Source organism: Ruegeria sp. BHSA163 (assembly GCF_059613365.1).
This window is the reverse complement of sequence record NZ_JBXWSJ010000001.1, coordinates 79,234-100,531: the sequence shown is the minus strand read 5'-3', so window position 1 is coordinate 100,531 and position 21,298 is coordinate 79,234. Positions and strand designations below refer to the sequence as shown.

Below are 21,298 nucleotides of genomic sequence, written 5' to 3'. Positions count from 1 at the left end.
AGCCGTGCCACGCCGCTTCGTGGCCTGATTATGTCGGAATCCATATCTATTGCCAGTGTACACAATTGTATGGATTGAGCAGCGCCGACGCTTTGCGTTGGTATTGCACGGAATTCAATCAGGGACTCTGGCCGATGAGCTATAAATCCGACATCGAAATCGCTCGCGAGGCGAACAAGAAGCCGATTCAGGAAATCGGTGCCAAGCTGGGCATTTCCAGCGACGATCTGCTGCCCTATGGCCATGACAAAGCAAAAGTCAGCCAGGACTTCATCAACTCGGTGCAGGACCGACAGGACGGCAAGTTGATCCTTGTGACGGCGATCAACCCGACCCCAGCTGGTGAAGGCAAAACCACCACAACCGTGGGGCTTGGCGACGGTCTGAACCGTATCGGCAAGAATGCGATGATCTGCATCCGCGAGGCGTCGCTTGGCCCGAACTTCGGTATGAAGGGCGGCGCTGCTGGCGGCGGTTATGCGCAGGTTGTTCCAATGGAGGAAATGAACCTGCACTTTACCGGGGATTTTCACGCAATCACTTCGGCCCACTCTCTGTTGTCGGCGATGATCGACAATCACATCTACTGGGGCAACGAATGCGAAATCGACACTCGTCGGGTTGCTTGGCGTCGAGTTGTAGACATGAACGATCGTGCGCTGCGTCAAATTACTGCTTCATTGGGCGGCGTCTCGAACGGTTTCCCGCGCGAAGCCGGTTTCGACATCACTGTGGCGTCCGAGGTCATGGCAATTCTATGCCTGGCGACTGACTTGAAAGATCTGGAAAAGCGACTGGGTGACATCATTGTTGCCTATCGTCGCGACAGAACGCCAGTCTACTGCCGCGACATCAAAGCCGAAGGCGCGATGACTGTTCTTTTGAAAGACGCGATGCAGCCCAACCTTGTCCAGACACTGGAAAACAACCCTGCGTTTGTCCACGGCGGCCCGTTCGCCAACATAGCGCACGGTTGTAACTCGGTCATCGCTACTAAGACCGCACTGAAAGTGGCGGACTATGTGGTAACCGAAGCGGGCTTCGGCGCCGATCTAGGTGCCGAGAAATTCATGAACATCAAGTGTCGCAAGGCTGGCATTGCACCATCCGCTGTGGTGCTTGTCGCGACCGTGCGCGCGATGAAGATGAATGGAGGCGTGGCCAAGGCCGATCTGGGTGCCGAGAACGTCGATGCGGTAAAATCGGGTTGTGCCAACCTTGGCCGCCACATCGAGAACGTAAAATCCTTTGGCGTGCCTGTTGTGGTTGCCATCAACCACTTCGTAACCGACACCGATGCCGAGGTGCAGGCTGTCAGCGAGTATTGTGGTGAACATGGGGTCGAGGCGGTTCTGTCGCGCCACTGGGAGCTGGGCTCTGAAGGCTCCGCGCCGCTGGCTGAAAAGGTTGTCGAGATTGTCGAAGGCGGTAGCGCCAACTTTTCGCCGATCTATCCCGATGACATGCCGCTGTTCGAAAAAGTCGAAACCATCGCCAAGCGCATATACCGAGCCGACGAGGTGCTGGCCGATAACAAGATCCGCAACCAACTGCGTGAATGGGAAGAGGCCGGATATGGCAACTTGCCGGTGTGCATGGCTAAGACCCAGTACAGCTTCTCGACTGATCCCACGTTACGTGGCGCGCCAACCGGCCATTCGGTTCCGGTGCGCGAGGTTCGCCTGAGCGCGGGTGCCGGATTTATCGTTGTAGTCTGCGGCGAGATCATGACTATGCCCGGGTTGCCACGCAAACCGGCAGCCGAAACCATCTGCCTCAATGAAGCAGGTGAGATCGAAGGCCTGTTCTAGGCCGCCGAAAAGTAAATCTCGTGGTCCAAAAAACTTGGGCCACGAGGAGATTTTGACGCACTCTCGGAAACCGCTGCGCGATTATTATTTCCTGCGTGATCTGCAGAGGCAGTTCCGCAAACTTGACCGCCAATTGATCGAGATGTTGACGAAGCGCATAAGTTACATCGACAGCACGTTCGAGTAAAAACCGGCATTAGGTTTACCGGAACGAGTTCCGGACCGGGTAGAGGAAGTGGAGCAGTGTGTGCGTGCGGGTTCCGAAGATTTGGGGAAGGATCCAGATTTGGCCGAGAAGCTTTGGCGCATTTTGATTGACCGGTCGATCGCACGTGAGGAACTTGCGTTAGGCAATAACAGAGCAGGCGGGAGCGACTGCGCCCTATCGTTTTTGAAGAAAGGAAACTTAGGATGGTAGCACAGGTTATCGATGGCAAGGCCTTTGCGGCTAGAGTGCGCGCACAGGTTGCCGACCAGGTTGCCAGGCTGAAAGAGGAAAACGGTATTATCCCAGGATTAGCCGTCGTTCTGGTAGGCGAAGACCCGGCAAGCCAAGTTTATGTACGGTCAAAGGGCAAGCAAACCGTCGAAGTGGGGATGCACTCGTACGAGCATAAGTTGGATGCCGATACCTCCGAAGAGGATTTGCTGACACTGATCGACAAATTGAACAAGGATCCCGCGGTACACGGAATTCTGGTTCAGCTTCCCCTTCCAAAGCATTTAAACGAAGATCTTGTGATCAACTCAATTGATCCGGCCAAGGATGTTGACGGGTTCCATATTTCCAATGTGGGGCTTTTGGGCACCGGACAGAAATCGATGGTACCTTGTACGCCATTGGGATGTTTGATGATGCTGCGTGATTATCATGGGTCACTGTCCGGCATGGATGCGGTTGTAATCGGTCGATCGAATATTGTCGGTAAACCGATGGCTCAATTGCTTCTTGGGGATAGTTGCACCGTCACAATCGCGCATAGCCGCACTAAGGACCTGCCTGACGTGGTGCGTCGCGCCGATATTGTCGTCGCCGCTGTGGGCCGCCCCGAGATGGTTCCTGGCGATTGGATCAAAGAGGGAGCAACGGTAATTGACGTTGGGATCAACCGGATTGAACGCGATGGTAAGAACAAGTTGGTTGGTGATGTAGATTACGCAAGCGCAGTTGAACGGGCAGGGGCGATCACTCCTGTGCCGGGCGGTGTTGGACCAATGACGATTGCATGCCTTCTGGCCAACAATCTGACCGCTTGTTGCCGCGCTAATGGCTTGCCCGAACCCGAAGGGCTTACGGCATAATTCGTTCGGAATATTCGGCGCTAAGCGTCACACAACAGTTCAAAAAGGGTCGAAGAGCGCGTTCGTTTTTCGACCCTTTTGCCGTGTATTGACTTCTTCTTTGTGGAGCCATTTTAGCTGTAAGGGGCTTCTCGGTTGGCCGCTGCGAAGACTGTTTGAATTTTAAGGCAAAGAATCTGTCAGGATTTGCTCCCCAGCTGAAAAGGCTGGATTAATCTGAGACCTGATTATCTCGGCATTGGCAAAATATATGGTTGCGCGCCGGTCAGAATAGCGCGCGCATCCGCCGCCATGACATCTGCCAAAGCTGTATCTGAACAGTGCAAACCGCCTGTGTAAGTACCGTAGGCTGGCAGGATCAATCGGGCGTAATCGACCAGAAACGCCGGACGAGTGACTGTGCGCCCTTTAGCCCTCAAACGAGCCTTTGGATGGTAATGTCCGGACACTTCACCCACCTCCCCCGGCTGAGCAATATGACGGAATTTCAGTGGCCCACATGACCATTCCACCAAGTGGGTACCGCCCAGTTCGACAGGACCGGGGTCGTGATTTCCTTCGATCCAAATCCAGTGACGCCCGGCTTGTAATGAAATAAGTTGAAGGCGATCAGTTGAGACAAATGCATCGGATGCTTCCAAGTCATCGAAACTGTCGCCCAGGCAGACTACTGTAGTCGCCCTGCTAAGTTCCAAATCTGTTGCCAGTCGGGACAGGGTATCGCGGCCCTCGTAGGGCGGCAGAATTTGACCGCTGCGCCGCGCAACTCTTTCAGATTTACCTAGGTGCATGTCAGACACGCACAGCAATTTCTGATCGGGCCACCACAAGGCGCCACTGCCCAAGGCTGCCAACCTTTGTCCTGAAAATTCAAATTCCAGCGCGTTCATGATACGTTCTTTTCGCGGCTTTTCGATGTTGTTGCAAGAGGAGATCACAAGGTATTCAAACCTGCCTCCTGAAGCAGGCGTGCGCTTTCCTCCGCCAACAGGCGTTCTTCGGCCTCTCCCTTAACTGGAATTTTCCCAACCTCCAGGAAAAGCGGCGCGGCAAGCGGTGAAACACGGTCCAGCCGCAACATATCGATCCGTCCGTCTATACGGGAAAGCATTTCCTCAATACGTCCAAAATCGACCAACCCGCGCATTGCTTCTTCACGTGTGATTTGCATTAATAAATGGTCAGGGTCGTATCGCATGAGCGTGTCGTAAAGTATGTCAGAGGAAAATGTTGCTTGACGACCGCTTTTTCGCTGGCCGCCTGTGTTCCGTTCTATGAGGCCAGCAATCGTGGCAGACGCGCCAAAGGTGCGCTTCATCACGGCGTTGCCAGCCAGCCAATTCTCCAAGCCATCTCTCAAAGCACTCGGATCGAAAAGAGGGCGGGGGTCGGTCACTGCATCTAAACCCCAAATCAACGTTGCGTAGTCCGTCGCCACAAAACCCAAAGGCGCTAGGCCTGTCTCCTCCATCCGTTTGGTCATTAACAAGCCAAGCGTCTGCTGCGCATTCCGACCCGCAAATCCGTAGACACAAAGATGTTCCCGCCCGTCGCATGGAAAGCTTTCAATCAGTAGTCGGTCTCTCTGCGGTAAACGTGAAATATCGCGCTGCAGCGCTAACCATTCGGCGGTGTGTTGTGGCAATTGAGGCCATTCCTGTTGCGCAAACATTCGCAAGATCCGGTCGCTCAATTGGGTCGAGGTGGCAAATTTCGTGCCAGAAAATGTTGCGATCTTGGGTTTTCGATCAGCTCGACGGCTGACTTCGACGACCATTTCCCGCAGCCCCTCGTAACGGACAATCTGTCCGCCGATCAAAAATGTATCCCCGGGAGTTAACGAAGCGGCGAACGCTTCTTCCACCTCACCTAATGGCTTTCCGCCCCGATTTCGCTTCAATCGAACTTTGAGCGTGTCAGTATCTTGAATTGTACCCAGGTTCATTCGGATCCGTTGCGCCGCGCGCGGGTCGCGCAATTGCCAAAAACCATCGGGCCGTTGCTGCAGCCGTTGCCAGCGGTCATAAGCACGTAGGGCATACCCCCCTGTTGCGCAGAAATTCAGACAAGCGTCAAATGCGTTGCGGGTTAATTCAGCGAAAGGTCCGGCTGTCGTCATTTCGTCATACAGCGCGTCGGGATCAAAAGGCCCAGCAGCTGCGGCTATTAGAATATGCTGGCACAAGACATCTCGTGGGCCGGAACCGCGCGGTTCCCCATCCAAGTCATGTGCCTTCACTGCTTCGAGTGCGGCAACGCATTCGACCACTTCGAACCGGTTGGCTGGTACAAGCAGGGCCTTAGAAGGTGCATTGTAGCGGTGATTGGCGCGACCAATTCGTTGCACCAGCCGTTTGACATTTTTCGGAGCTCCTATCTGGATCACCAGATCAACATCGCCCCAGTCAATGCCGAGATCTAAACTACCTGTACAGACGATTGCTCGAAGGTCGCCCCGTACCATTGCTGCTTCGACCCGTTCGCGCTGTTGTCGGTCCAGACTTCCGTGATGGACTCCGATCGGCAAGGCATCATCATTGGCAAGCCACAGATTATGGAAAAAAATTTCAGCTTGGGCGCGTGTGTTGTGGAATATCAAAGTCGTCTTGTGTCTTTTGATCTGATCCAGAACAGCCGGAATCGCATAGGCAGCACCACCGCCAGACCACGGTGGCTTCTCGTGAGTTTGCAGCATTGAAATGTCGGGATCTGGGCCGGGGTCGGCCTGAATGATGCGACACGGATCTGGGTGTCGTGCCAAAAAACGAGCGATGGCGTCGGGGTCCTCGACCGTTGCCGATAGTCCGACACGACGCAAACCTGGGCAGAGGCTTTGAAGGCGTGCCAATGCCAACATTAACTGGTCGCCGCGTTTGCTTTCTTCCAACGCGTGGATTTCGTCCACGATCACCCTTTGCACACCGTCAAACATGCGGGGCGCATCCTCGTAAGATGTCAGAAGTGCCAGGCTTTCAGGAGTCGTCAGAAGGATATGCGGCGGGTCAGCGCGTTGCCTTTTCTTTTGTGTGGCCGAGGTGTCGCCTGTCCTGTCTTCGATCCTGATGGGTAATCCGATTTCACCAACGGGGACACGTAGATTGCGACGGATGTCTGATGCCAAGGCCTTGAGAGGCGAGACATAGATCGTGTGCAAGCCGCCATGGAAACCATCGGCTAATTCCGCCAGCGAAGGCAAAAAACCGGCCATGGTCTTTCCACCGCCCGTCGGTGCTATCAGCAGAGTTGCAGGGTCGCGTGCCCGGTCGAACATCTCTTGCTGATGCGGATGGATGGACCAGTTTTTCGATGTAAACCAATTTGTTATCAGGGCGGGAATCTGCGTCATGTTCGCAGATTACCCACCCTAATACAAATTGGTATGGGAAAGACGTCTTTAGTGAACGATTTGTTCTTCTTTAACAAACATATTCGCCCAAGCTCGATCGATCAGATCGGGGCTCATCTGATAAGGTATGCCTTCGAATTCGCAGATTGAAATCATCTGATCGATTAAAAAGATCGGTTGGTAGTTGGCGTAGATGTTGTTGATCGTCGGATATTTTACTTTTAACAGATGCACCAGCGCCGCCTCGTCCAATGGCATGCCGCGTTTTCGGGCGACCATTGCAAAGATTTTCAGGAAGTTTTCCTGATTTGGGCCGTCGATTTTGATTTTGAAGAAGATCCGGCGCAGAGCAGCTTGGTCGAAAATCTCGTTCGGGTGAAAGTTGGTCGAAAAGATCACCAACGTGTCAAAGGGAACTTCAAACTTTTCACCAGATTGTAGACCAAGGATGTCTTTGCTTTCTTCCAATGGAACAATCCATCGGTTGATAAGTGCCTGAGGTGGTTCCGCCTGACGACCAAGGTCGTCAACAATAAATATACCGCCTGTAGATTTGAGCTGAAGCGGAGCCTGATAGGTTCGCGCCGTAGGATTATAGACCAAGTCCAGCATATTGAGTGACAATTCACCACCAGTCACAACAGTCGGGCGCTCACATTGCACGTAGCGGGTATCAAATCGCTTTCGGCGGCGCAGGCTGTTTGGATCATCAGCCTCTTGTTCGATCGCCGTGTGCACAATCGGGTCATAGACAGTAATCACCTGACCAGCATATTCGATAGCGCGCGGGACGTAGACGTTATCCCCCAGCGCATCTCTGATGCCGTTAGAAATCGAGGACTTACCGTTACCCGGGGGACCATACATCAGTATCGAACGGCCGGCACTGACTGCTGGACCCAGATGGTCCAAAAGGCTGTCAGGCAACACCAGATGGCCCATCGCCCCAGTCAATTGGTCGCGAGTAACCTGAATGTTGCGAATGGACTGGCGTTTAACCTGCTCGCTGTAGACCTCCAGCGGCACAGGCATGGCACCAAAATATTCCGACTGACTTAGAGCATCCAGAGCGCGCGCTTTCCCGGCATCCGTTAGTTGGTACCCCATTTCATTGCCGCTGTTGGCATTAAGAGTTCCTGTCGCCTCAAGCAGTTTTTGTTCGCGCGCAATATCAATTAACTCCTGCGTAACAGAACTTGGTAAACAGATCGCCTGGGCGACTTCCGTTACCGTGTCAACGTTCTTGCGGAAAATTGTTTTAAGAAGAATATCTCGCATCATCACCAGCGGAAGGCGCATTTCACCTAAGCCCTTAGGGGCAGGCGGGGCAATAACGGAATTGGTCTGCATATTCATCAGCGTTGCTCGTTTATCTACTTGTCACGACAAATGCCCGATACCGGGCCGCTTGCAAAAATTTGACCAAGATTTGTGGCAGTACCAAGGCACAGGCGTGGCGTACAGAAGATTGTTTACGAGCCGTAAATAATGCCCAATATCAAATACATGATAAGAGAACCAGCAAGCGCTAACCCCATCGGGAATTGTTTCCCTCGATCCCAGCTTTCCCAATGGGGCGCAATCTGGCGCAACGGGGTATATTTTGCCAACCGATGTGATGCAACCGCACCAAGCGTGGTTGACATAAGAATGACCATTACAATCATAAAATCCGCAGTCCATATAAAGGCGGAAGCGGCCGCGCAGAACTTGGCATCACCTGCACCCATGGCACCTGCAGCGTTGAGCACGATGCCCACAAGCAGAACAAAAGGTATGTGAAGAAGCTGCCAGGCATAAACGGGCAAGGACAAGGACAGTGGCCCGACGCTGCCGGTGGACCACCCTGCTGACCATGGCCGCAACGCAAGTAAACCAATAATGACAAAAACGATTGCTAAGGCTGCAACCGCATGGTTCTTGATGCGCATCTCACGCATGTCGGTGAACGCAACGTAAACGCATATCGGCAGCACAAAAGGTAAAAACCAAGCGGCCGCCGACGCAGGAATCGTCATGTACTAGGCGTCCTCTAACGCGCGCAATGATCTGACGGCTTCGTCGAAATGCTGTGGATGCGTTGCGATCGCTTCACGGAACAGATTTTTGGCCGTATTGATATCACCCTGTTTCACCGCCGAAATACCCATCGTGTTCAGCAGCCGGGCCCGCTCGATCTGGGTCATCGGCACGACCGGCATCCCATAGTTTCCTTGCGCGCTACGCGCTAGAACCAGGTTGTTTTTCGCCGTGAACAGAGTTTTGTCCTGTTGAATGGCTTCGGCAAACAATCGCTCTGCTTCGGCATATTGTCCGCGGGTCATTTTGGAGTAGCCCCAATTGTTCATAACACTCGCGGGGCGGGTGGTCAGGCCAACGGCAGTTTCATAATAATGGTCCGCGCTTTTCCAGTCATTTCTGGAATCTGCGACCAAGGCCTCAAGACGGTAACGCTGAAACGTCTCGTAAGTCGGGGGAATTTTATCCAGTGTGGCTTTGGCTTTGTCCCAATTTCCGCTGCGGACCAAGGCGTCAGCGTATTCAACCCGGTCAGCGTTATTGGCACCGCTCATTTCAGTGACACGTTTCCACGCTGCTGCAGCCTCTGTGCTGCGCTTGGCCCTCGTCAGGCTGATTGCGAGTCCGCGTTGCAAGTCAATCCGGTCGGGATTTTTTAGTGCTGCACCTTGGAAATAGGTGACCGCTTCGTTGGGATCGGCAGCGGTAAGCAATACGTCGTTCAGGTTTGTTTCGTCGATGACGTTGACTTCCTGAAAGGTGCGTTCCACTTTTTCTTCTTCGGATTCTTTGGCGCAGGCGGATAGAACCAGTCCAAACATTATGACAGTCGGAATCAAAAAGGGTTGGCGCATTTTTGCGTCCTTTACTGCTCTTAACCTCGTTTACTGGATTTTGCGCAAAACGAATTCTCCGTCGCCGCGCCTTTCCAGTTCAAATTCTTGTTCTTGAGTGTCATTATTAGCAGGATTTTCCATTTTTGCGAGTGCTAACCGCAGATTGTCGCGGATTGCGTCACTTTCGCCATCGTCCAATGCGTAAGCGCGCCGGAATACCTGAGCTGCCTCTGCATATTCTCCAGATTCCATGAGATAAACACCCAGGTTGTTCCATGCTACAGGCCATTCCGGGTCTTCTTTGACAGCTCGACGCAGCAAAGGCCCTGCCTGACCAACGCGCCGCAGTCCGAGATTCGCCGTTCCCAACGATGTTAGAATCTCTGAAGTCATGCCTTCTTGCAAAGCTGCGCGCGTAAAAGCCTCAAGAGCCAATTCGTATTCGCCTGCAGCCATCAGTCGATTTCCAACCGTGACTTCATTAACCGACGCTCCGTCAGGATCCACGCCCGGTGCAAACGGATCGTCAGACAGACCCGTTTCTGTGCAAGAAGCCACCATGGCTAGAACCGCGGTGGCTTTAAAAATTTTGCAAAGCCCTTTGCGGGCTCTGCGAAACACTGAATCCATCAGGTTATCCGCCGACACCCGGCCCGTTACCTCTTCCGAATTCCATAATGCCTTTGGCCGATGGGCCGACTAGGATGAGCAGAAGCGGAGGAACCGTCAGCATCATAGTGGCAAGTGTCATTTTAGTTGGCAACTTGTTAGCGGCCTCTTCAGCACGCATCACCCGTTTATCGCGCATTTCATCAGCGTAAACCCGCAAAGCTTCGGCTATAGATGTACCGAATGTTGCCGATTGGATCATCACAGTCACAAACGCACTAACGTCTTGGACACCGCAGCGAGTTGCGAAATCGCGAAGCACAACGTCCTTTTCTTTACCGGCCTTCATTTCGTACGCCACAACTTCGAATTCTGTGGCGATTTCGGGGTAAGATGCCTTCATTTCCCCCGCCACTCGGACAATAGCCTGATCCAGCGATTGGCCAGCTTCAACGCAGACCAGCATCAGGTCTAATGTATCTGGGAAACCTGCAGTAATCGCTTCCTGACGCTCGGCAACACGGCGAGTGATCCAGTACTTTGGGATAAAGTACCCGATTGCTCCGGGCACCAACAAGCGAATGCCAATTTGGGTGGAATCAAATTCCTGATCACCAGCAAAAACAGTAACCAACAACACACCAACCATGATGCCAACCATCCCAAGTGCAAACTGCGCAAAATGGAAAAACCGAACTGCATCCTTGGATTGGTAACCAGCCTGGCGCAACTTCAGCTGGACAGCAGAGTATTCCTCTTGGTTTTTAGGTTCCAGAAAAGTCGCAAACTTTTCAAGCTGTTCGTTCTGGCCCGAATTTCTGAGCCGATCTTTTTTGTCTTTTTTGTTCTTTTTCGGCGGAGCCGTCGAACGTTGCAATTTCTTCAGCGGATCTTCCGGTTGATTCAGCATCAGTGGTATCGTTATCAGGACCATGAACAGTCCCAATACACCGACCAGAATCAATGGGCCGAATTCACCCAGGTTTTCTTTCAAAAATTCGTTGACGAAGGTCAGGAATTCCATGGCAGTGTCCTCAGACCTTAATGTTGGTTAGAATTTTCATAACGATGATGTTCAGCGTCAGCATTATGCCAACAAAGAAACAGGCCGGAATGAAGTACGGTTCGTCTAAAACGGTGTCGTAATAGTTGGGGTCTTTAACTAAAATGAACACCAAACAAGCCACAGGAAAACCGGATAGGAATTTTCCTGACCACTGAGCTTCGGCCGTGATTGCCTTTACGCGCCGGAATAGGCGGAAGCGTGCTCGGATCACCTTGGCCAAACCCGCCAGAATCTCGGCGAGGTTACCGCCGGACTGCTGTTGGATCGAAACCGCAACTGCAAGGAATCGCAAGTCCTGCATGCCTAGGCGTTCGGCCATGTCTTTCAATGCTTCGCCAACGTCTCTACCGTAAGCTACTTCATCTGAAATCACACCGAATTCGGTGGCTAATGGGTCCTCGACCTCTGTCGCAACGATTTGGATCGAAGACACAAAAGGGTTGCCGACACGCAGTGAACGCACCATCAGCTCGACTGCATCGGGCAATTGTTCTTCGATCAAACTCGTGCGTTTCTTAGCTTTGTGGTTGACCCAGGCATAAACCGCGCCGATCCCGATCGCTCCGGATAGTGCAGCGCGCAAAACTGTTTCAGAGGCCGTAGCTATGCTAAGAGCCATAAAGGCAAGGCCGGACACCAATGCCATGACCATGATCAGTTGTTTTGGGCTGAACGCGATTGCGGCCTTTTGCGCTTTGTCTGCCAGTAGGGAATAGAGCGGAATACTCTGTGTTTTCATATGCTGCTGCATTTCCTTGCGCAGCTGTTCCAACACTTCTTCGCGGCCTGCGCCCTTGTCTATCATGTCCAAACGCCGATTCACGCGGCTGTTCAGACTGATCGATTTTCCAAAGGCGACCAGATAAATACCCTCGACCAGGAGGAGGACTCCCACGAAAATCACGACATATATAAGGGCCTCGAAAGGCAAGGTCATAACTTATGTCTCCTACATTGTCGTTGGATCGTAAATCGACGATGGCAAGTCAAAGCCCCACAGACGGAAGCGTTCCGAGAAGTGGCTGCGCACGCCCGTTGCAGTGAAGTGACCAATGATTTTGTTGTCAGGCGTCAGTCCAACACGTTGAAACCTAAAGATTTCCTGCATTGATATCACGTCGCCTTCCATGCCGGTGATCTCAGTGATTGATGTCATCCGACGCGAACCATCCTGTAGACGGCTGGCCTGAACAATTAGGTTCACAGCAGATGCAATCTGACTGCGGACGGCCTTGATCGGCATCTCAATTCCCGCCATTGCAATCATGTTTTCCAGACGACTGATTCCGTCACGGGCCGAGTTGGCGTGGATTGTAGTCATCGATCCGTCGTGGCCTGTGTTCATTGCCTGTAGCATGTCGATGACTTCTGCGCCGCGTGTCTCGCCAACGATAATGCGGTCGGGACGCATACGCAGGGCGTTTTTCAGGCAATCGCGTGGGCTGACTTCACCCTTGCCTTCGACGTTCGGTGGGCGGCTTTCCATTCTGCCCACATGGGTCTGCTGCAGTTGAAGTTCTGCAGTATCCTCGATGGTCAGAATGCGTTCGGCATCATCAATAAAACTGGACAGAGCGTTCAAGGTCGTCGTCTTACCGGAACCAGTACCACCCGATACAATGATATTCAGGCGAGTGGACACCGCAGCTTGCAGATATGCGGCCATTTCTTCGGTAAACGCTCCGAAGTTAACCAAATCGTCAATACCAAGCTTGTCCTTTTTAAACTTACGAATGGATACTAACGATCCATCAACGGCAATAGGCGGCACCATTGCATTGAAACGCGATCCGTCCGCCAATCGGGCGTCAACGTAAGGGTTGGATTCATCCACGCGACGACCCACGGCGGATACGATCTTATCGATGATCCGCATCAAGTGCTTTTCGTCTTTGAATGTGATGTCGCTGAGTTCCAGCTTGCCAGCGCGTTCTACAAAGATTTGTTGGGGGCCATTAACCAGAATATCGTTTACTGTGTCGTCTTGCAGAAGAGTTTCCAGCGGACCGAGGCCTGTTACCTCGTCGTACAACTCTTTGTTTAGTTGCGATCGATCTTCGCGGTTCAGAACTATGTTGCGAGATTCCAGAATTTCGCTGGCAATTGCGCTGATTTCGCTGCGAAGTTCTGCTTCGGCCGCCTTTTCCAAAGCTGCCAGGTTCAAGTTTTCGAGCAGCTCCCGGTGTAGTTCTTGCTTGATCTCGCCCAGGCGTTCCTTGCGTTTGCGATCACGATCGTTGCCGACAACTTCTGCCGCTTTTTTCTGCACTGGTTTGCGCGCTACCGCTGTGGATGCCGAAGGTTCAGCCGCAGATGCGACCGGAGCGGCCTTTGGCGCCTGTTTCTCAACCGGTTGCGCGTCAGACTGCTTTTTGTATCTTGAAAACACGGCGGTTCTCCCTCGGATTACGCGGCTTCGGCGTTGCTGGAGCCAAGGCTATGAAGCGACTGCGCAAGTTTGGCGATTTCTTTGCGTAGCGGGTTCTTGGCGGCAGAGCTTGCCAACGGCAAACCGTGATCCCCGCTTTGCATGACGGGCTTGCCGCCATCCGGCAGGTGCAAGTCAATGGATATACCCAGGCTTTCGCCCATGCGTTTTACCCTGCTCTTGCCGCTAAGATCCGTGAATTTCGGGGCACGGTTCATTGCAAAGCGTAGCTTGTTGAATGGAAGTTCTTCGGCCTGCAACGCACGCTTAAGCCGCAATGCGTTCTGGGCCGACCGCATGTCCAGTTCGATCAATGCAAAATAGACGTGTGCGGCTTGGAGTACAGTTTCGGACCAATGAACTAGCGTCGAGGGCATGTCTACAACCACATAGTCAAAGTGATTGCGGGCCGTGTCTATTACCCTTTGGATATCCTCAGGCGTGATGATGTCTAATGGCACCATGTCAGATGGCGCGGTCAAAACCTGCAGCTTGTCTTCAAATGTCTGCAGCGCCTGACCGAAGGATTCTTCATCCATCGATGCCGTATCTGAAAGCATTTCGAAAACAGCTTCGTGACGAGGAAGATCCAGATAGGTCGAAACCGTGCCGAACTGCATGTCCAGATCGATAAGGCAAACTTTGGGTCCATCTTTGTTGGACACTGTTGCAAGTTCCCAGGCAAGATTTACAGCCAACGTTGTGGAACCGACACCGCCCGCAAGACCGTGAACGACAAATAGAGCGCCCTCTTTTGCCTCTCCATGCGTTATCGCCACGCCAGGCTGCGGGGCAACAACCGGATCAGGCTTGTTCATGCGATTGATGGCTTCCTGAAGTTCGTTTTCCGGAAGCGGGTAGGGGACAAATTCGTCCGCGCCTTTACGCAACAGCTGATGCAAGGAAGCGGGCGTGACATCTTCGGCGATCAGAACAACTTTAATGCCTTTTTCCTTGGCATGAGTGATGATTTCGCCCATCAGTGTCAGGTTGTCTTCGTCTTCGCCGTCCAGTGCAAGCGCGACAAACTGCAACGACTCAGCTTCTGGTTGGCTAAAGAAGGCCAGCGCCTCAGCAAAGCCTAAATCACCCCAACGCTCGCCCAGGACGGCTTCCATATCTTCTATCAAAAGATCAAAGTTTTGGACATCCCGACTAATGGTGCAGGCCTGTATCGCTGTATTTTCGTTTTGCGGCGTTGCGCTCGTCATAAACTCAATCCTCGTCGAGAGGGCTGAGCAAACCGTACGAACTTTAGGGGTCTGTTCTGATTTGCTGTCGCCCTGTGCGGTCAGTTGTGGCCGCAAGTCACCCTATTTTTTGCAAGGTCGCTTGGAAGTTGGGCAAGAATTGGGCGCAAAAGAACCAATTGTAGGGAATTGGGCGACGATGCCGCCCAATTTGTCGCTATTGTTCGAAACCCTAACGAACAAAGCTCATTCAGTGGGGTTCGTTGAACCGACGGCCGTTTCGCTACGCAAAGTCGACTCTACGCGCGCACTTTGAACGTATTCGCGGTAAATGACCTCGGCGTATTTGCCGTCCAAAATATTTGGATGTCTGTCAACAAATCCAGACACTTCCGTCACGGTGCGACGGTTACGGCGGTCTCTGTTCTGCGTCGCGATCAGAGGCCGCGTTTTGCCAAACGAAACTACTGCCTCGAGCCGCGAACGGGAAATGCCCTGACGTGTAAGGAACGAAACTGCTGCGTTTGCCCGGCGAAGACCCAGCTGCTGGTTGTAAGCGGCTGAGCCTACAGCATCAGTGTGTCCGTAGACCCGGAACCGGGCCTCGGGGAATTGCTTGATCCAAGCAGCCTGCTGCAACAAAATCCGTTGGGCCGAAGCGTCAAGCTGTGCGCTGTCGAACGCAAAGTTGATTTGGCTTGGAACCTCGGCTGCAAAACGCTGCGCGAGTATCTGACCGTAAGTCAGTTCGCCGTTCATGATCTGAACATTGTTCAGAGTAGCGTTACCGAATGTGCCCTGGTCCAGTTCAAAGCCAGCTTCACGAGTACAGCCTGCAACAGCAACCGAAAGGCCTAGTGTTATAAACCACTTATGCATTGGTTCTATCCTTTCCATCAATCCAGGACGTAGCCGTAGGAATTGCCAAAGTCTTGTCTGGCCACTTCCGAAGCTGCACCATTTCCAGCACGTTCAGTGTGAGCAATCTTGCCGTTAATGAACAGGTCGAATTCGCTGGGTGGTTTGACCCGATCTGTTGGCAGGGCCAAGGCCTCGCCGCGTGTCGGAGACACCAGATGGGCGGTGATGATAATGACAAGCTCGCTTTGATCGCGCTGGTATTCTGCGCTGCGGAACAAGGCACCAAGAACCGGGACGTCTCCAAGCCAAGGTATCTGGTTGTTCAGGTCGGTGAAGTCGTCCTGAATCAGGCCCGCAATCGCAAAGCTTTCGCCGTCGCGCAGCTCAACAGTTGTGCTGGTCTGACGCACGACAAAACTGGGAACGGTGTCACCATTGATTGTGAAGTTCGTATTTGGATCGATGCTAGAAACAGAAGTTGCCATTTCCAGATTGATCAGGTCGCCGTCGACTACGCGTGGGACAAAGTCGATCTCGACACCGAAAGACTTGTATTCGATGGCAACCACACCGTCATCCTGTGGGACAGGGATAGGAACCTCACCGCCAGCGAGGAAAGTCGCTTCCTGACCAGACAGTGCAGACAAGTTCGGCTCGGCCAATGTACGAGCTAACCCTTTACTTTCGAGGGCTTCAAGCAACAAACGGACCTGGGTAGATCCGGCGCCAAACCCGAATAGGATCGCGCCTGTATTGGTCTGTGCAAACGGGATGTTGTTCGCCAAGGCGTTGTTCAATCGACCTTGGCTGTTCAACGAATTGAAACCGCCTGTCACGTCGCTGCCGCCAAAACCTAACGACGTCGAGAGGCTCTTGGCCACCTGCCGTCTCATCTCGGCAAAGCGCACTTTAAGCATAACTTGCTGTACGCCACCAACGTTCATCAGGTTCGACACCCGTTCAGGCGCGTAGCGTTCTGCCAGCTCAAGTGCTCGCGCCAAGCGGGCGCTGCTTGAGACAGTGCCCGACAGAACGATGCCATCGTTGGCGGTACGTACTTCGATCGGCTCGTTCGGCAGGATCTGCCGCAGCCTCTCTTTAAATTCGGACACGTCCGGCGAAACACGAACGCGTACATTTGTGATAAGATTACCTGCGCCGTCAAACATCGTCAGGGTCGTGGTCCCTGGCGCGCGGCCCAATATATATATTGTACGGTCCGAGAGCGTTGAGATATCCGCGATGCCAGCATTGGCAATGCTGATATCCGCGAAAGGTTGTTCGCTTTCGACCACAATAGCGCGGTTAATCGGGACATTTAGCGTTTCAGCCGTACCCTTCTTAACCACGCGAAGATTTTCAGCCCAAGCGGCACCGCCGATTGGACCCATAACGAGCGTCAACCCCATAAGGGTTGCGCCTATCCAGGAACGTATTGTCATGTGACCTGCCTCTCCGATCACCACTCTATTTTTATGGGTCTAATGCCCTATGCCTTTGAACCCTGCTCTAAATCCGGATTTATTGCAATAATCAATGGTTTCCGGAATTTTCCTTATGTGGATAATACGCAACAATAGATTCGAATTGAATGGACAAGAACGACCAAGGCCGCGCCATCGGCGCGACCTTGTTTTGATTAACAGGCTGAAATTCGGTCAGTTTGTGCAGGGAATCTGCGTGACTACCATTTCGCCGCCTCGGCGCGTTTTTATGGTGCAAACCTCTTCTTCTTCAATCATTTGCACCGGCGCGGCTTCTTGGATGCCCAGCAGCTTGCGTTGGTCAACTTCTATTGCACTAGCTACAGTTTCGTCCTGAACGCCGACAAGAGCCAATGACAGTCGACCAGTGTTTTGCGCCTGTGCCAAAGCGGCAATCTGTTCGGGTGTCGCCGCTACTGTGACGGTTCGCGCAATCGTCGCGCCAGTTATGTCGGAACCGGCGGTTTGGTCGACGGCAATAAGTTCAATATTGGTTTGGATCAGCCGCGTTATTTCACCGGCTGCGCCATCAACGGCGCCTCTTAGGGATCCAGTCCAGTAAACGTCGACACTGTCGCCGGGGCGCAAGAATCCAGAGACCCCCGAAGCGACATCAACGCTGATTGCGAATGCGCGCATACCCTTTTTCAACTGTGACGTAAGACCGGCAGACTGGCCTGGCGCTGTAACCTTAACAGCCATCAAAGCTTCGTCTTTTTCCATAGCGCGCAAAACGAATCGTTCATTGTCCCCGGTTTCCGGGAAAAGAACGGTCATATCGAGGAACGAGCCTTCTGGTATGGCATTTTCGGGCCATTGTACCGTGCGCACGTCTTCAGGAATTAGCTTTTCCCCATATCTCAGAGCGCGATTCGAAACGATTACGTCTACAGTGGGAACAACTTCGACTTTCGCATTGGCCAGAGCTTCCTCACGTAGTTGTCGCTCGAGCGCTAATTTAGCCTGATTCTCGGTGATGTATTCACGCGCCATGTAGACGGCTCCGCCTGCCAGTGCGACCCCGATGATCAGGACAAGTCCAAAAACAGCCCGCATTTGTCCCTCGTTTAATTTTGGTTCCAAAGATTATGAGACGCGTCGCGTCACATTGGTTCAGTGTCAACGTTAATTTGGAATTGTGTCGAAAAGTGGGACAATCGCGGATGATATTCTGAAATTCAAATTTTTTTCAGAGGACGTTGAGCAGCGAGCGGAGATTTATCTTTTTTATTCAAACGAAATAGGTTCGACCATGACGCTCGCAAGGACTTGTCCGCTTTGCTCATCCACATGTCGTAGTGGCTCGTGCATGTAATAATACATCAGAGCACCCAGACCAACGACCCCTGCCGTTATCACAACCCAGTCAGCGGTAATTGCACCGCCCTCGTCATTCGCGAAATTCATGAATTTTTTCAACATTACACTAAACCAGGTTTCTTGGAGCTAAAAGAAAAGGGCCATGCCTTTAAGCAAAGGCAAGGCCCCATCATGTTTTGAAACTCACGACCGAATTAGTTGCCAAAGGTCGGAGTTGTGACGGTCGCGCTGGTCAGAGCGGACTGAACGTCGCCTGCCAGATCGCTGGCGCCGGTGCGAACTTGGTTATAAGCAATTGCGGCCAGAGCAACTACGGCTGCGGTCAGAACGACCCAGTCAACTGTTACGGCGCCGTCTTCGTCTTTACGGAAGTTCTTGATGAACTTGATCATGTTACGTCCCTCCTAAAGGATCAAACTGTTAATTAACCTCGGCGTCTTACAGAGCTTTCTCTCTCAGTCCGCTCCCGATCGTCTCGGCATGGGGATAGTTTTGCCTGTTGTGCGTGGCAGGAATTGGGCCAAACACATTTTTTTTTGTGAAAAGCTTAATTTTTTGATGGCAAAATTTTTAACACTTTGAAATTAAACAAAAAATGCTGCAATCTTTTTTAACCATACCAGTTTAGGCGATGCAATTTTACGGCAAATGAGGCGAAATCGCCCTATTTCGCTTTGTTTTTCTGGCTTTGAGGGCCGTTTCAATGTTCAAAATGATCCAAAAGAATAGATGAGGCAGGCAAAATGAATTTTCGGGACGCATTTTCATGTGTCAGCGTTGCGGTGTTTCTTCTGGTTAGTGTGACACCATTGTCCGCAACCGAGCAAGAACCGCGCGGTGTTTACAAACGTATCAAGGCGCCAGCGCCCGGTACGCGCGCGCGGGTTATGATTCAAATTACACCCGAGCAGCACGCGAATTCTCCATCGGCCCCTAGCACGGGAAACGACCTGGACGTTCCCGCAATCATCGCCCGAGCTGAGCCGCCCGCTTCGGCGGCTCCGCCAGTGGGTGACGTAGCCAAGCCTGTTGGATCTTACAAAGCGTTTTGGAACCGCGTGTCGCCTGAGATGGCTCATGCAAGCTCTGGACGGCTCCGGGATGCTTTCAAGGCCTTGTCGTCGATAGGAGTCGCGGCGCCGAGATTGCAGACATTGCAAAACATAGCCGAACAGAGGGGTGTCGACATTTTGCGCTCGACAGTTGGTACAGACGTGTCTCCGGCACTTGTTCTTGCAGTTATTTCAGTGGAATCTGCTGGGCGTGTGGATGCCGTCAGCTCGGCCGGTGCGCAGGGACTGATGCAGTTGATGCCTGCGACTGCTGCCCGGTTCGGTGTTAAGGATAGCCTAAAACCCGAACAAAACATCTCGGGTGGTGTAAAGTACCTTGATTGGTTGATGGACGAGTTCGGTGACGACCCAATCTTGGTTTTGGCAGGATATAACGCAGGTGAGGGCGCTGTTCGCAAGCACGGTGGCGTTCCGCCTTACGCAGAAACTCGTGACTATGTTCCAAAAGTGTTAGCGGCGTTTCAAGTGGCCCGTGCCCTGTGCACGTCGCCGCCCGAGTTCTTTTCGGACGGCTGCGTGTTTCAAACCATGAATTAAAAGAGGCCAGTTAATCAGCCGGCCTCTTCAGTTGCCGTTGGATCAGTTGACGATTTTTGCCTCGGTAGCGCCGCGGATTTCGTCTTCTGTGACACCATCGGCAATTTCGACGATCTTGAGACCACCGTCCACCACATCGAGAACCCCAAGGTTGGTAATAATGCGATCCACCACCTTTTTGCCGGTCAACGGCAGGGTACATTTCTGCAGCAGCTTGGATTTGCCGTGCTTGTTTGTGTGATCCATCACAACGATCACCCGACCGACGCCCGCGACCAGATCCATGGCTCCGCCCATGCCCTTGACCAAAACGCCCGGAATCATCCAGTTCGCCAGATCACCTTCCTCGTCTACTTCCATTGCACCCAGAACCGCAGCAGCGATCTTGCCGCCCCGAATCATTGCAAATGACGTGGCACTGTCGAAATAAGCCGTGCGGGAAAGTTCTGTGATCGTCTGTTTACCTGCGTTGATCAGGTCAGGGTCCTCGTCACCTTCGAAGGGGAAGGGGCCCATCCCCAGCATGCCGTTTTCAGACTGCAGAGTAATATCTTTGTCGCCCACATAGTTAGCCACCAGCGTCGGGATTCCGATGCCCAGGTTTACGTACATTCCGTCTTCTAGTTCTTGCGCCGCCCGCGCGGCCATCTGATTGCGGTCCCAGGGCATTATGCCTCCTCCTTCTTGCGGGTGGTGCGTTGTTCGATGCGCTTTTCATGCTCGCCCTGAATCAAACGATGAACATAGATTCCGGGAAGATGAATCGAGTCGGGGTCTAATGAACCGCGCGGAACAATTTCTTCCACTTCGGCGATACAAATCTTACCGCAAGTTGCTGCGGGCACGTTGAAATTTCGCGCCGTCTTGCGAAACACCAGGTTCCCCGTGTCATCAGCTTTCCAAGCCTTTACGATAGCGAGATCGGCAAATATGCCTTCTTCGAGAATATAAGTCTCACCATTGAAGTCTTTATGCTCTTTGCCTTCGGCAATAACTGTTCCGACACCAGTTTTTGTGTAGAAACCGGGAATTCCTGCACCTCCTGCCCGCATTCTTTCGGCCAGCGTGCCCTGTGGGTTGAATTCCAATTCCAGCTCGCCACTCAGGTACTGACGCATGAATTCTGCGTTTTCACCGACGTAAGAGCTGATCATCTTTTTGACCTGCTTAGTTTGCAACAGGATGCCGATCCCGAAATCGTCGACGCCGGCGTTGTTCGACGCGAAAGTCAGGTTCTGCGCTCCTGAGTTTTTGATCGCCTCAAGCAGCAGCTCAGGAATCCCGCACAGGCCAAATCCGCCTGCAGCGATCATCATGCCGTCAGAGATCACTCCTTCGAGCGCCTCATTGGCATTGGCATAGACTTTGTTCATGGAAAACTCCCCCAATGACATGGTGACGAAGCAGGTTGTGCCG

General features: G+C 52.7%; 20 protein-coding genes and 1 pseudogene. 4 read left to right on the top strand and 17 right to left on the bottom strand.

All coding sequences use genetic code 11. The features are described from left to right. Positions 1-134: 134 nt before the first annotated feature. From AC2FNV_RS00500 to folD, 3 genes and pseudogenes are all read left to right on the top strand, one after another. Positions 135-1,811 (top strand): formate--tetrahydrofolate ligase, encoded by a 1,677-nt coding sequence (locus AC2FNV_RS00500; RefSeq protein ID WP_170604682.1) that lies wholly within the window; start codon positions 135-137, stop codon positions 1,809-1,811. A 199-nt stretch (positions 1,812-2,010) separates the two neighbouring features. After that, positions 2,011-2,229, top strand: a pseudogene (locus AC2FNV_RS00495) (hypothetical protein); the annotation flags it as partial. After that, a complete protein-coding gene (gene folD / locus AC2FNV_RS00490) occupies positions 2,223-3,113 on the top strand; it encodes a bifunctional methylenetetrahydrofolate dehydrogenase/methenyltetrahydrofolate cyclohydrolase FolD (protein ID WP_170604684.1) in 891 nt (296 codons plus the stop codon). The pseudogene AC2FNV_RS00495 and the gene folD, both read left to right, overlap by 7 nt. Positions 3,114-3,340: 227 nt before the next feature. On the opposite strand, the gene pdeM is transcribed toward folD, so the two are convergent. The 15 genes from pdeM to AC2FNV_RS00415 form a co-directional block, all read right to left on the bottom strand. Next, a complete protein-coding gene (gene pdeM / locus AC2FNV_RS00485) occupies positions 3,341-4,003 on the bottom strand; it encodes a ligase-associated DNA damage response endonuclease PdeM (protein ID WP_170473678.1) in 663 nt (220 codons plus the stop codon). Between the two features lie 44 nt (positions 4,004-4,047). Further along, positions 4,048-6,459 (bottom strand): ligase-associated DNA damage response DEXH box helicase, encoded by a 2,412-nt coding sequence (locus tag AC2FNV_RS00480; protein ID WP_170604686.1) that lies wholly within the window; start codon positions 6,457-6,459, stop codon positions 4,048-4,050. A 48-nt stretch (positions 6,460-6,507) separates the two neighbouring features. Next, positions 6,508-7,815, bottom strand: coding sequence for a DUF8689 domain-containing protein (locus tag AC2FNV_RS00475; RefSeq protein ID WP_170473673.1), 1,308 nt, complete (start codon positions 7,813-7,815; stop codon positions 6,508-6,510). Between the two features lie 116 nt (positions 7,816-7,931). Then, on the bottom strand, positions 7,932-8,477 hold the full coding sequence (locus AC2FNV_RS00470; protein ID WP_170604688.1) for a prepilin peptidase: 546 nt from the start codon (positions 8,475-8,477) through the stop codon (positions 7,932-7,934). Between the two features lie 3 nt (positions 8,478-8,480). Further along, positions 8,481-9,332 (bottom strand): tetratricopeptide repeat protein, encoded by an 852-nt coding sequence (locus AC2FNV_RS00465; RefSeq protein WP_170473667.1) that lies wholly within the window; start codon positions 9,330-9,332, stop codon positions 8,481-8,483. A gap of 30 nt (positions 9,333-9,362) precedes the next feature. Then, positions 9,363-9,944 carry a tetratricopeptide repeat protein gene (locus AC2FNV_RS00460; protein WP_170473664.1) on the bottom strand — a complete coding sequence of 194 codons (582 nt, stop codon included), beginning with the start codon at positions 9,942-9,944 and terminating at the stop codon, positions 9,363-9,365. A gap of 4 nt (positions 9,945-9,948) precedes the next feature. Then, positions 9,949-10,947 carry a type II secretion system F family protein gene (locus AC2FNV_RS00455; RefSeq protein ID WP_170604690.1) on the bottom strand — a complete coding sequence of 333 codons (999 nt, stop codon included), beginning with the start codon at positions 10,945-10,947 and terminating at the stop codon, positions 9,949-9,951. A gap of 10 nt (positions 10,948-10,957) precedes the next feature. Further along, positions 10,958-11,926, bottom strand: a complete 969-nt coding sequence (locus tag AC2FNV_RS00450) for a type II secretion system F family protein (RefSeq protein ID WP_170473658.1) — start codon at positions 11,924-11,926, stop codon at positions 10,958-10,960. Positions 11,927-11,938: 12 nt separating this feature from the next. After that, positions 11,939-13,378, bottom strand: a complete 1,440-nt coding sequence (locus AC2FNV_RS00445; protein ID WP_170604692.1) for a TadA family conjugal transfer-associated ATPase — start codon at positions 13,376-13,378, stop codon at positions 11,939-11,941. A 17-nt stretch (positions 13,379-13,395) separates the two neighbouring features. Further along, positions 13,396-14,628: a CpaE/TadZ family protein gene (locus AC2FNV_RS00440; RefSeq protein WP_170604693.1), complete on the bottom strand. Its 1,233-nt coding sequence runs from the start codon at positions 14,626-14,628 to the stop codon at positions 13,396-13,398. Between the two features lie 225 nt (positions 14,629-14,853). Then, a complete protein-coding gene (locus tag AC2FNV_RS00435; RefSeq protein WP_170473649.1) occupies positions 14,854-15,486 on the bottom strand; it encodes an OmpA family protein in 633 nt (210 codons plus the stop codon). 17 nt (positions 15,487-15,503) lie between these two features. Then, a complete protein-coding gene (locus AC2FNV_RS00430; protein WP_170473646.1) occupies positions 15,504-16,910 on the bottom strand; it encodes a type II and III secretion system protein family protein in 1,407 nt (468 codons plus the stop codon). 216 nt (positions 16,911-17,126) lie between these two features. Then, complete coding sequence (gene cpaB, locus AC2FNV_RS00425; RefSeq protein ID WP_170473644.1) at positions 17,127-18,008, bottom strand: Flp pilus assembly protein CpaB; 882 nt, start codon at positions 18,006-18,008, stop codon at positions 17,127-17,129. 171 nt (positions 18,009-18,179) lie between these two features. Beyond that, complete coding sequence (locus tag AC2FNV_RS00420) at positions 18,180-18,359, bottom strand: hypothetical protein (protein WP_496772115.1); 180 nt, start codon at positions 18,357-18,359, stop codon at positions 18,180-18,182. Positions 18,360-18,466: 107 nt separating this feature from the next. Further along, positions 18,467-18,664 (bottom strand): hypothetical protein, encoded by a 198-nt coding sequence (locus tag AC2FNV_RS00415; protein ID WP_170473639.1) that lies wholly within the window; start codon positions 18,662-18,664, stop codon positions 18,467-18,469. Between the two features lie 351 nt (positions 18,665-19,015). On the opposite strand from AC2FNV_RS00415, the gene AC2FNV_RS00410 reads away from it, so the two are divergent. After that, positions 19,016-19,882 (top strand): lytic transglycosylase domain-containing protein, encoded by an 867-nt coding sequence (locus tag AC2FNV_RS00410; protein ID WP_170473636.1) that lies wholly within the window; start codon positions 19,016-19,018, stop codon positions 19,880-19,882. A gap of 42 nt (positions 19,883-19,924) precedes the next feature. Here AC2FNV_RS00410 and AC2FNV_RS00405 read toward each other — a convergent pair whose 3' ends face one another. Both AC2FNV_RS00405 and AC2FNV_RS00400 read right to left on the bottom strand, forming a co-directional pair. Further along, entirely contained in the window at positions 19,925-20,551 is a 627-nt protein-coding gene (locus AC2FNV_RS00405) for a 3-oxoacid CoA-transferase subunit B (RefSeq protein ID WP_170473633.1), read from the bottom strand. After that, positions 20,551-21,255 (bottom strand): CoA transferase subunit A, encoded by a 705-nt coding sequence (locus AC2FNV_RS00400; protein ID WP_170604697.1) that lies wholly within the window; start codon positions 21,253-21,255, stop codon positions 20,551-20,553. Before AC2FNV_RS00400 ends, AC2FNV_RS00405 begins: the two co-directional genes overlap by 1 nt. Between the last annotated feature and the right edge of the window lie 43 nt (positions 21,256-21,298).

Excerpts from the sequence above, each read along its gene's own strand:
- AC2FNV_RS00480 (WP_170604686.1), bottom strand. The coding sequence starts at position 6,459 with ATGACGCAGATTCCCGCCCTGATAACAAATTGGTTTACATCGAAAAAC.
- AC2FNV_RS00455 (WP_170604690.1), bottom strand. The coding sequence starts at position 10,947 with ATGGAATTCCTGACCTTCGTCAACGAATTTTTGAAAGAAAACCTGGGT.
- cpaB (WP_170473644.1), bottom strand. The coding sequence starts at position 18,008 with ATGCGGGCTGTTTTTGGACTTGTCCTGATCATCGGGGTCGCACTGGCA.
- AC2FNV_RS00500 (WP_170604682.1), top strand. The coding sequence starts at position 135 with ATGAGCTATAAATCCGACATCGAAATCGCTCGCGAGGCGAACAAGAAG.
- folD (WP_170604684.1), top strand. The coding sequence starts at position 2,223 with ATGGTAGCACAGGTTATCGATGGCAAGGCCTTTGCGGCTAGAGTGCGC.
- AC2FNV_RS00440 (WP_170604693.1), bottom strand. The coding sequence starts at position 14,628 with ATGACGAGCGCAACGCCGCAAAACGAAAATACAGCGATACAGGCCTGC.
- AC2FNV_RS00410 (WP_170473636.1), top strand. The coding sequence starts at position 19,016 with ATGAATTTTCGGGACGCATTTTCATGTGTCAGCGTTGCGGTGTTTCTT.
- pdeM (WP_170473678.1), bottom strand. The coding sequence starts at position 4,003 with ATGAACGCGCTGGAATTTGAATTTTCAGGACAAAGGTTGGCAGCCTTG.
- AC2FNV_RS00400 (WP_170604697.1), bottom strand. The coding sequence starts at position 21,255 with ATGAACAAAGTCTATGCCAATGCCAATGAGGCGCTCGAAGGAGTGATC.
- AC2FNV_RS00475 (WP_170473673.1), bottom strand. The coding sequence starts at position 7,815 with ATGAATATGCAGACCAATTCCGTTATTGCCCCGCCTGCCCCTAAGGGC.
- AC2FNV_RS00435 (WP_170473649.1), bottom strand. The coding sequence starts at position 15,486 with ATGCATAAGTGGTTTATAACACTAGGCCTTTCGGTTGCTGTTGCAGGC.
- AC2FNV_RS00460 (WP_170473664.1), bottom strand. The coding sequence starts at position 9,944 with ATGGATTCAGTGTTTCGCAGAGCCCGCAAAGGGCTTTGCAAAATTTTT.
- AC2FNV_RS00450 (WP_170473658.1), bottom strand. The coding sequence starts at position 11,926 with ATGACCTTGCCTTTCGAGGCCCTTATATATGTCGTGATTTTCGTGGGA.
- AC2FNV_RS00420 (WP_496772115.1), bottom strand. The coding sequence starts at position 18,359 with ATGAATTTCGCGAATGACGAGGGCGGTGCAATTACCGCTGACTGGGTT.
- AC2FNV_RS00470 (WP_170604688.1), bottom strand. The coding sequence starts at position 8,477 with ATGACGATTCCTGCGTCGGCGGCCGCTTGGTTTTTACCTTTTGTGCTG.
- AC2FNV_RS00465 (WP_170473667.1), bottom strand. The coding sequence starts at position 9,332 with ATGCGCCAACCCTTTTTGATTCCGACTGTCATAATGTTTGGACTGGTT.
- AC2FNV_RS00415 (WP_170473639.1), bottom strand. The coding sequence starts at position 18,664 with ATGATCAAGTTCATCAAGAACTTCCGTAAAGACGAAGACGGCGCCGTA.
- AC2FNV_RS00405 (WP_170473633.1), bottom strand. The coding sequence starts at position 20,551 with ATGCCCTGGGACCGCAATCAGATGGCCGCGCGGGCGGCGCAAGAACTA.
- AC2FNV_RS00430 (WP_170473646.1), bottom strand. The coding sequence starts at position 16,910 with ATGACAATACGTTCCTGGATAGGCGCAACCCTTATGGGGTTGACGCTC.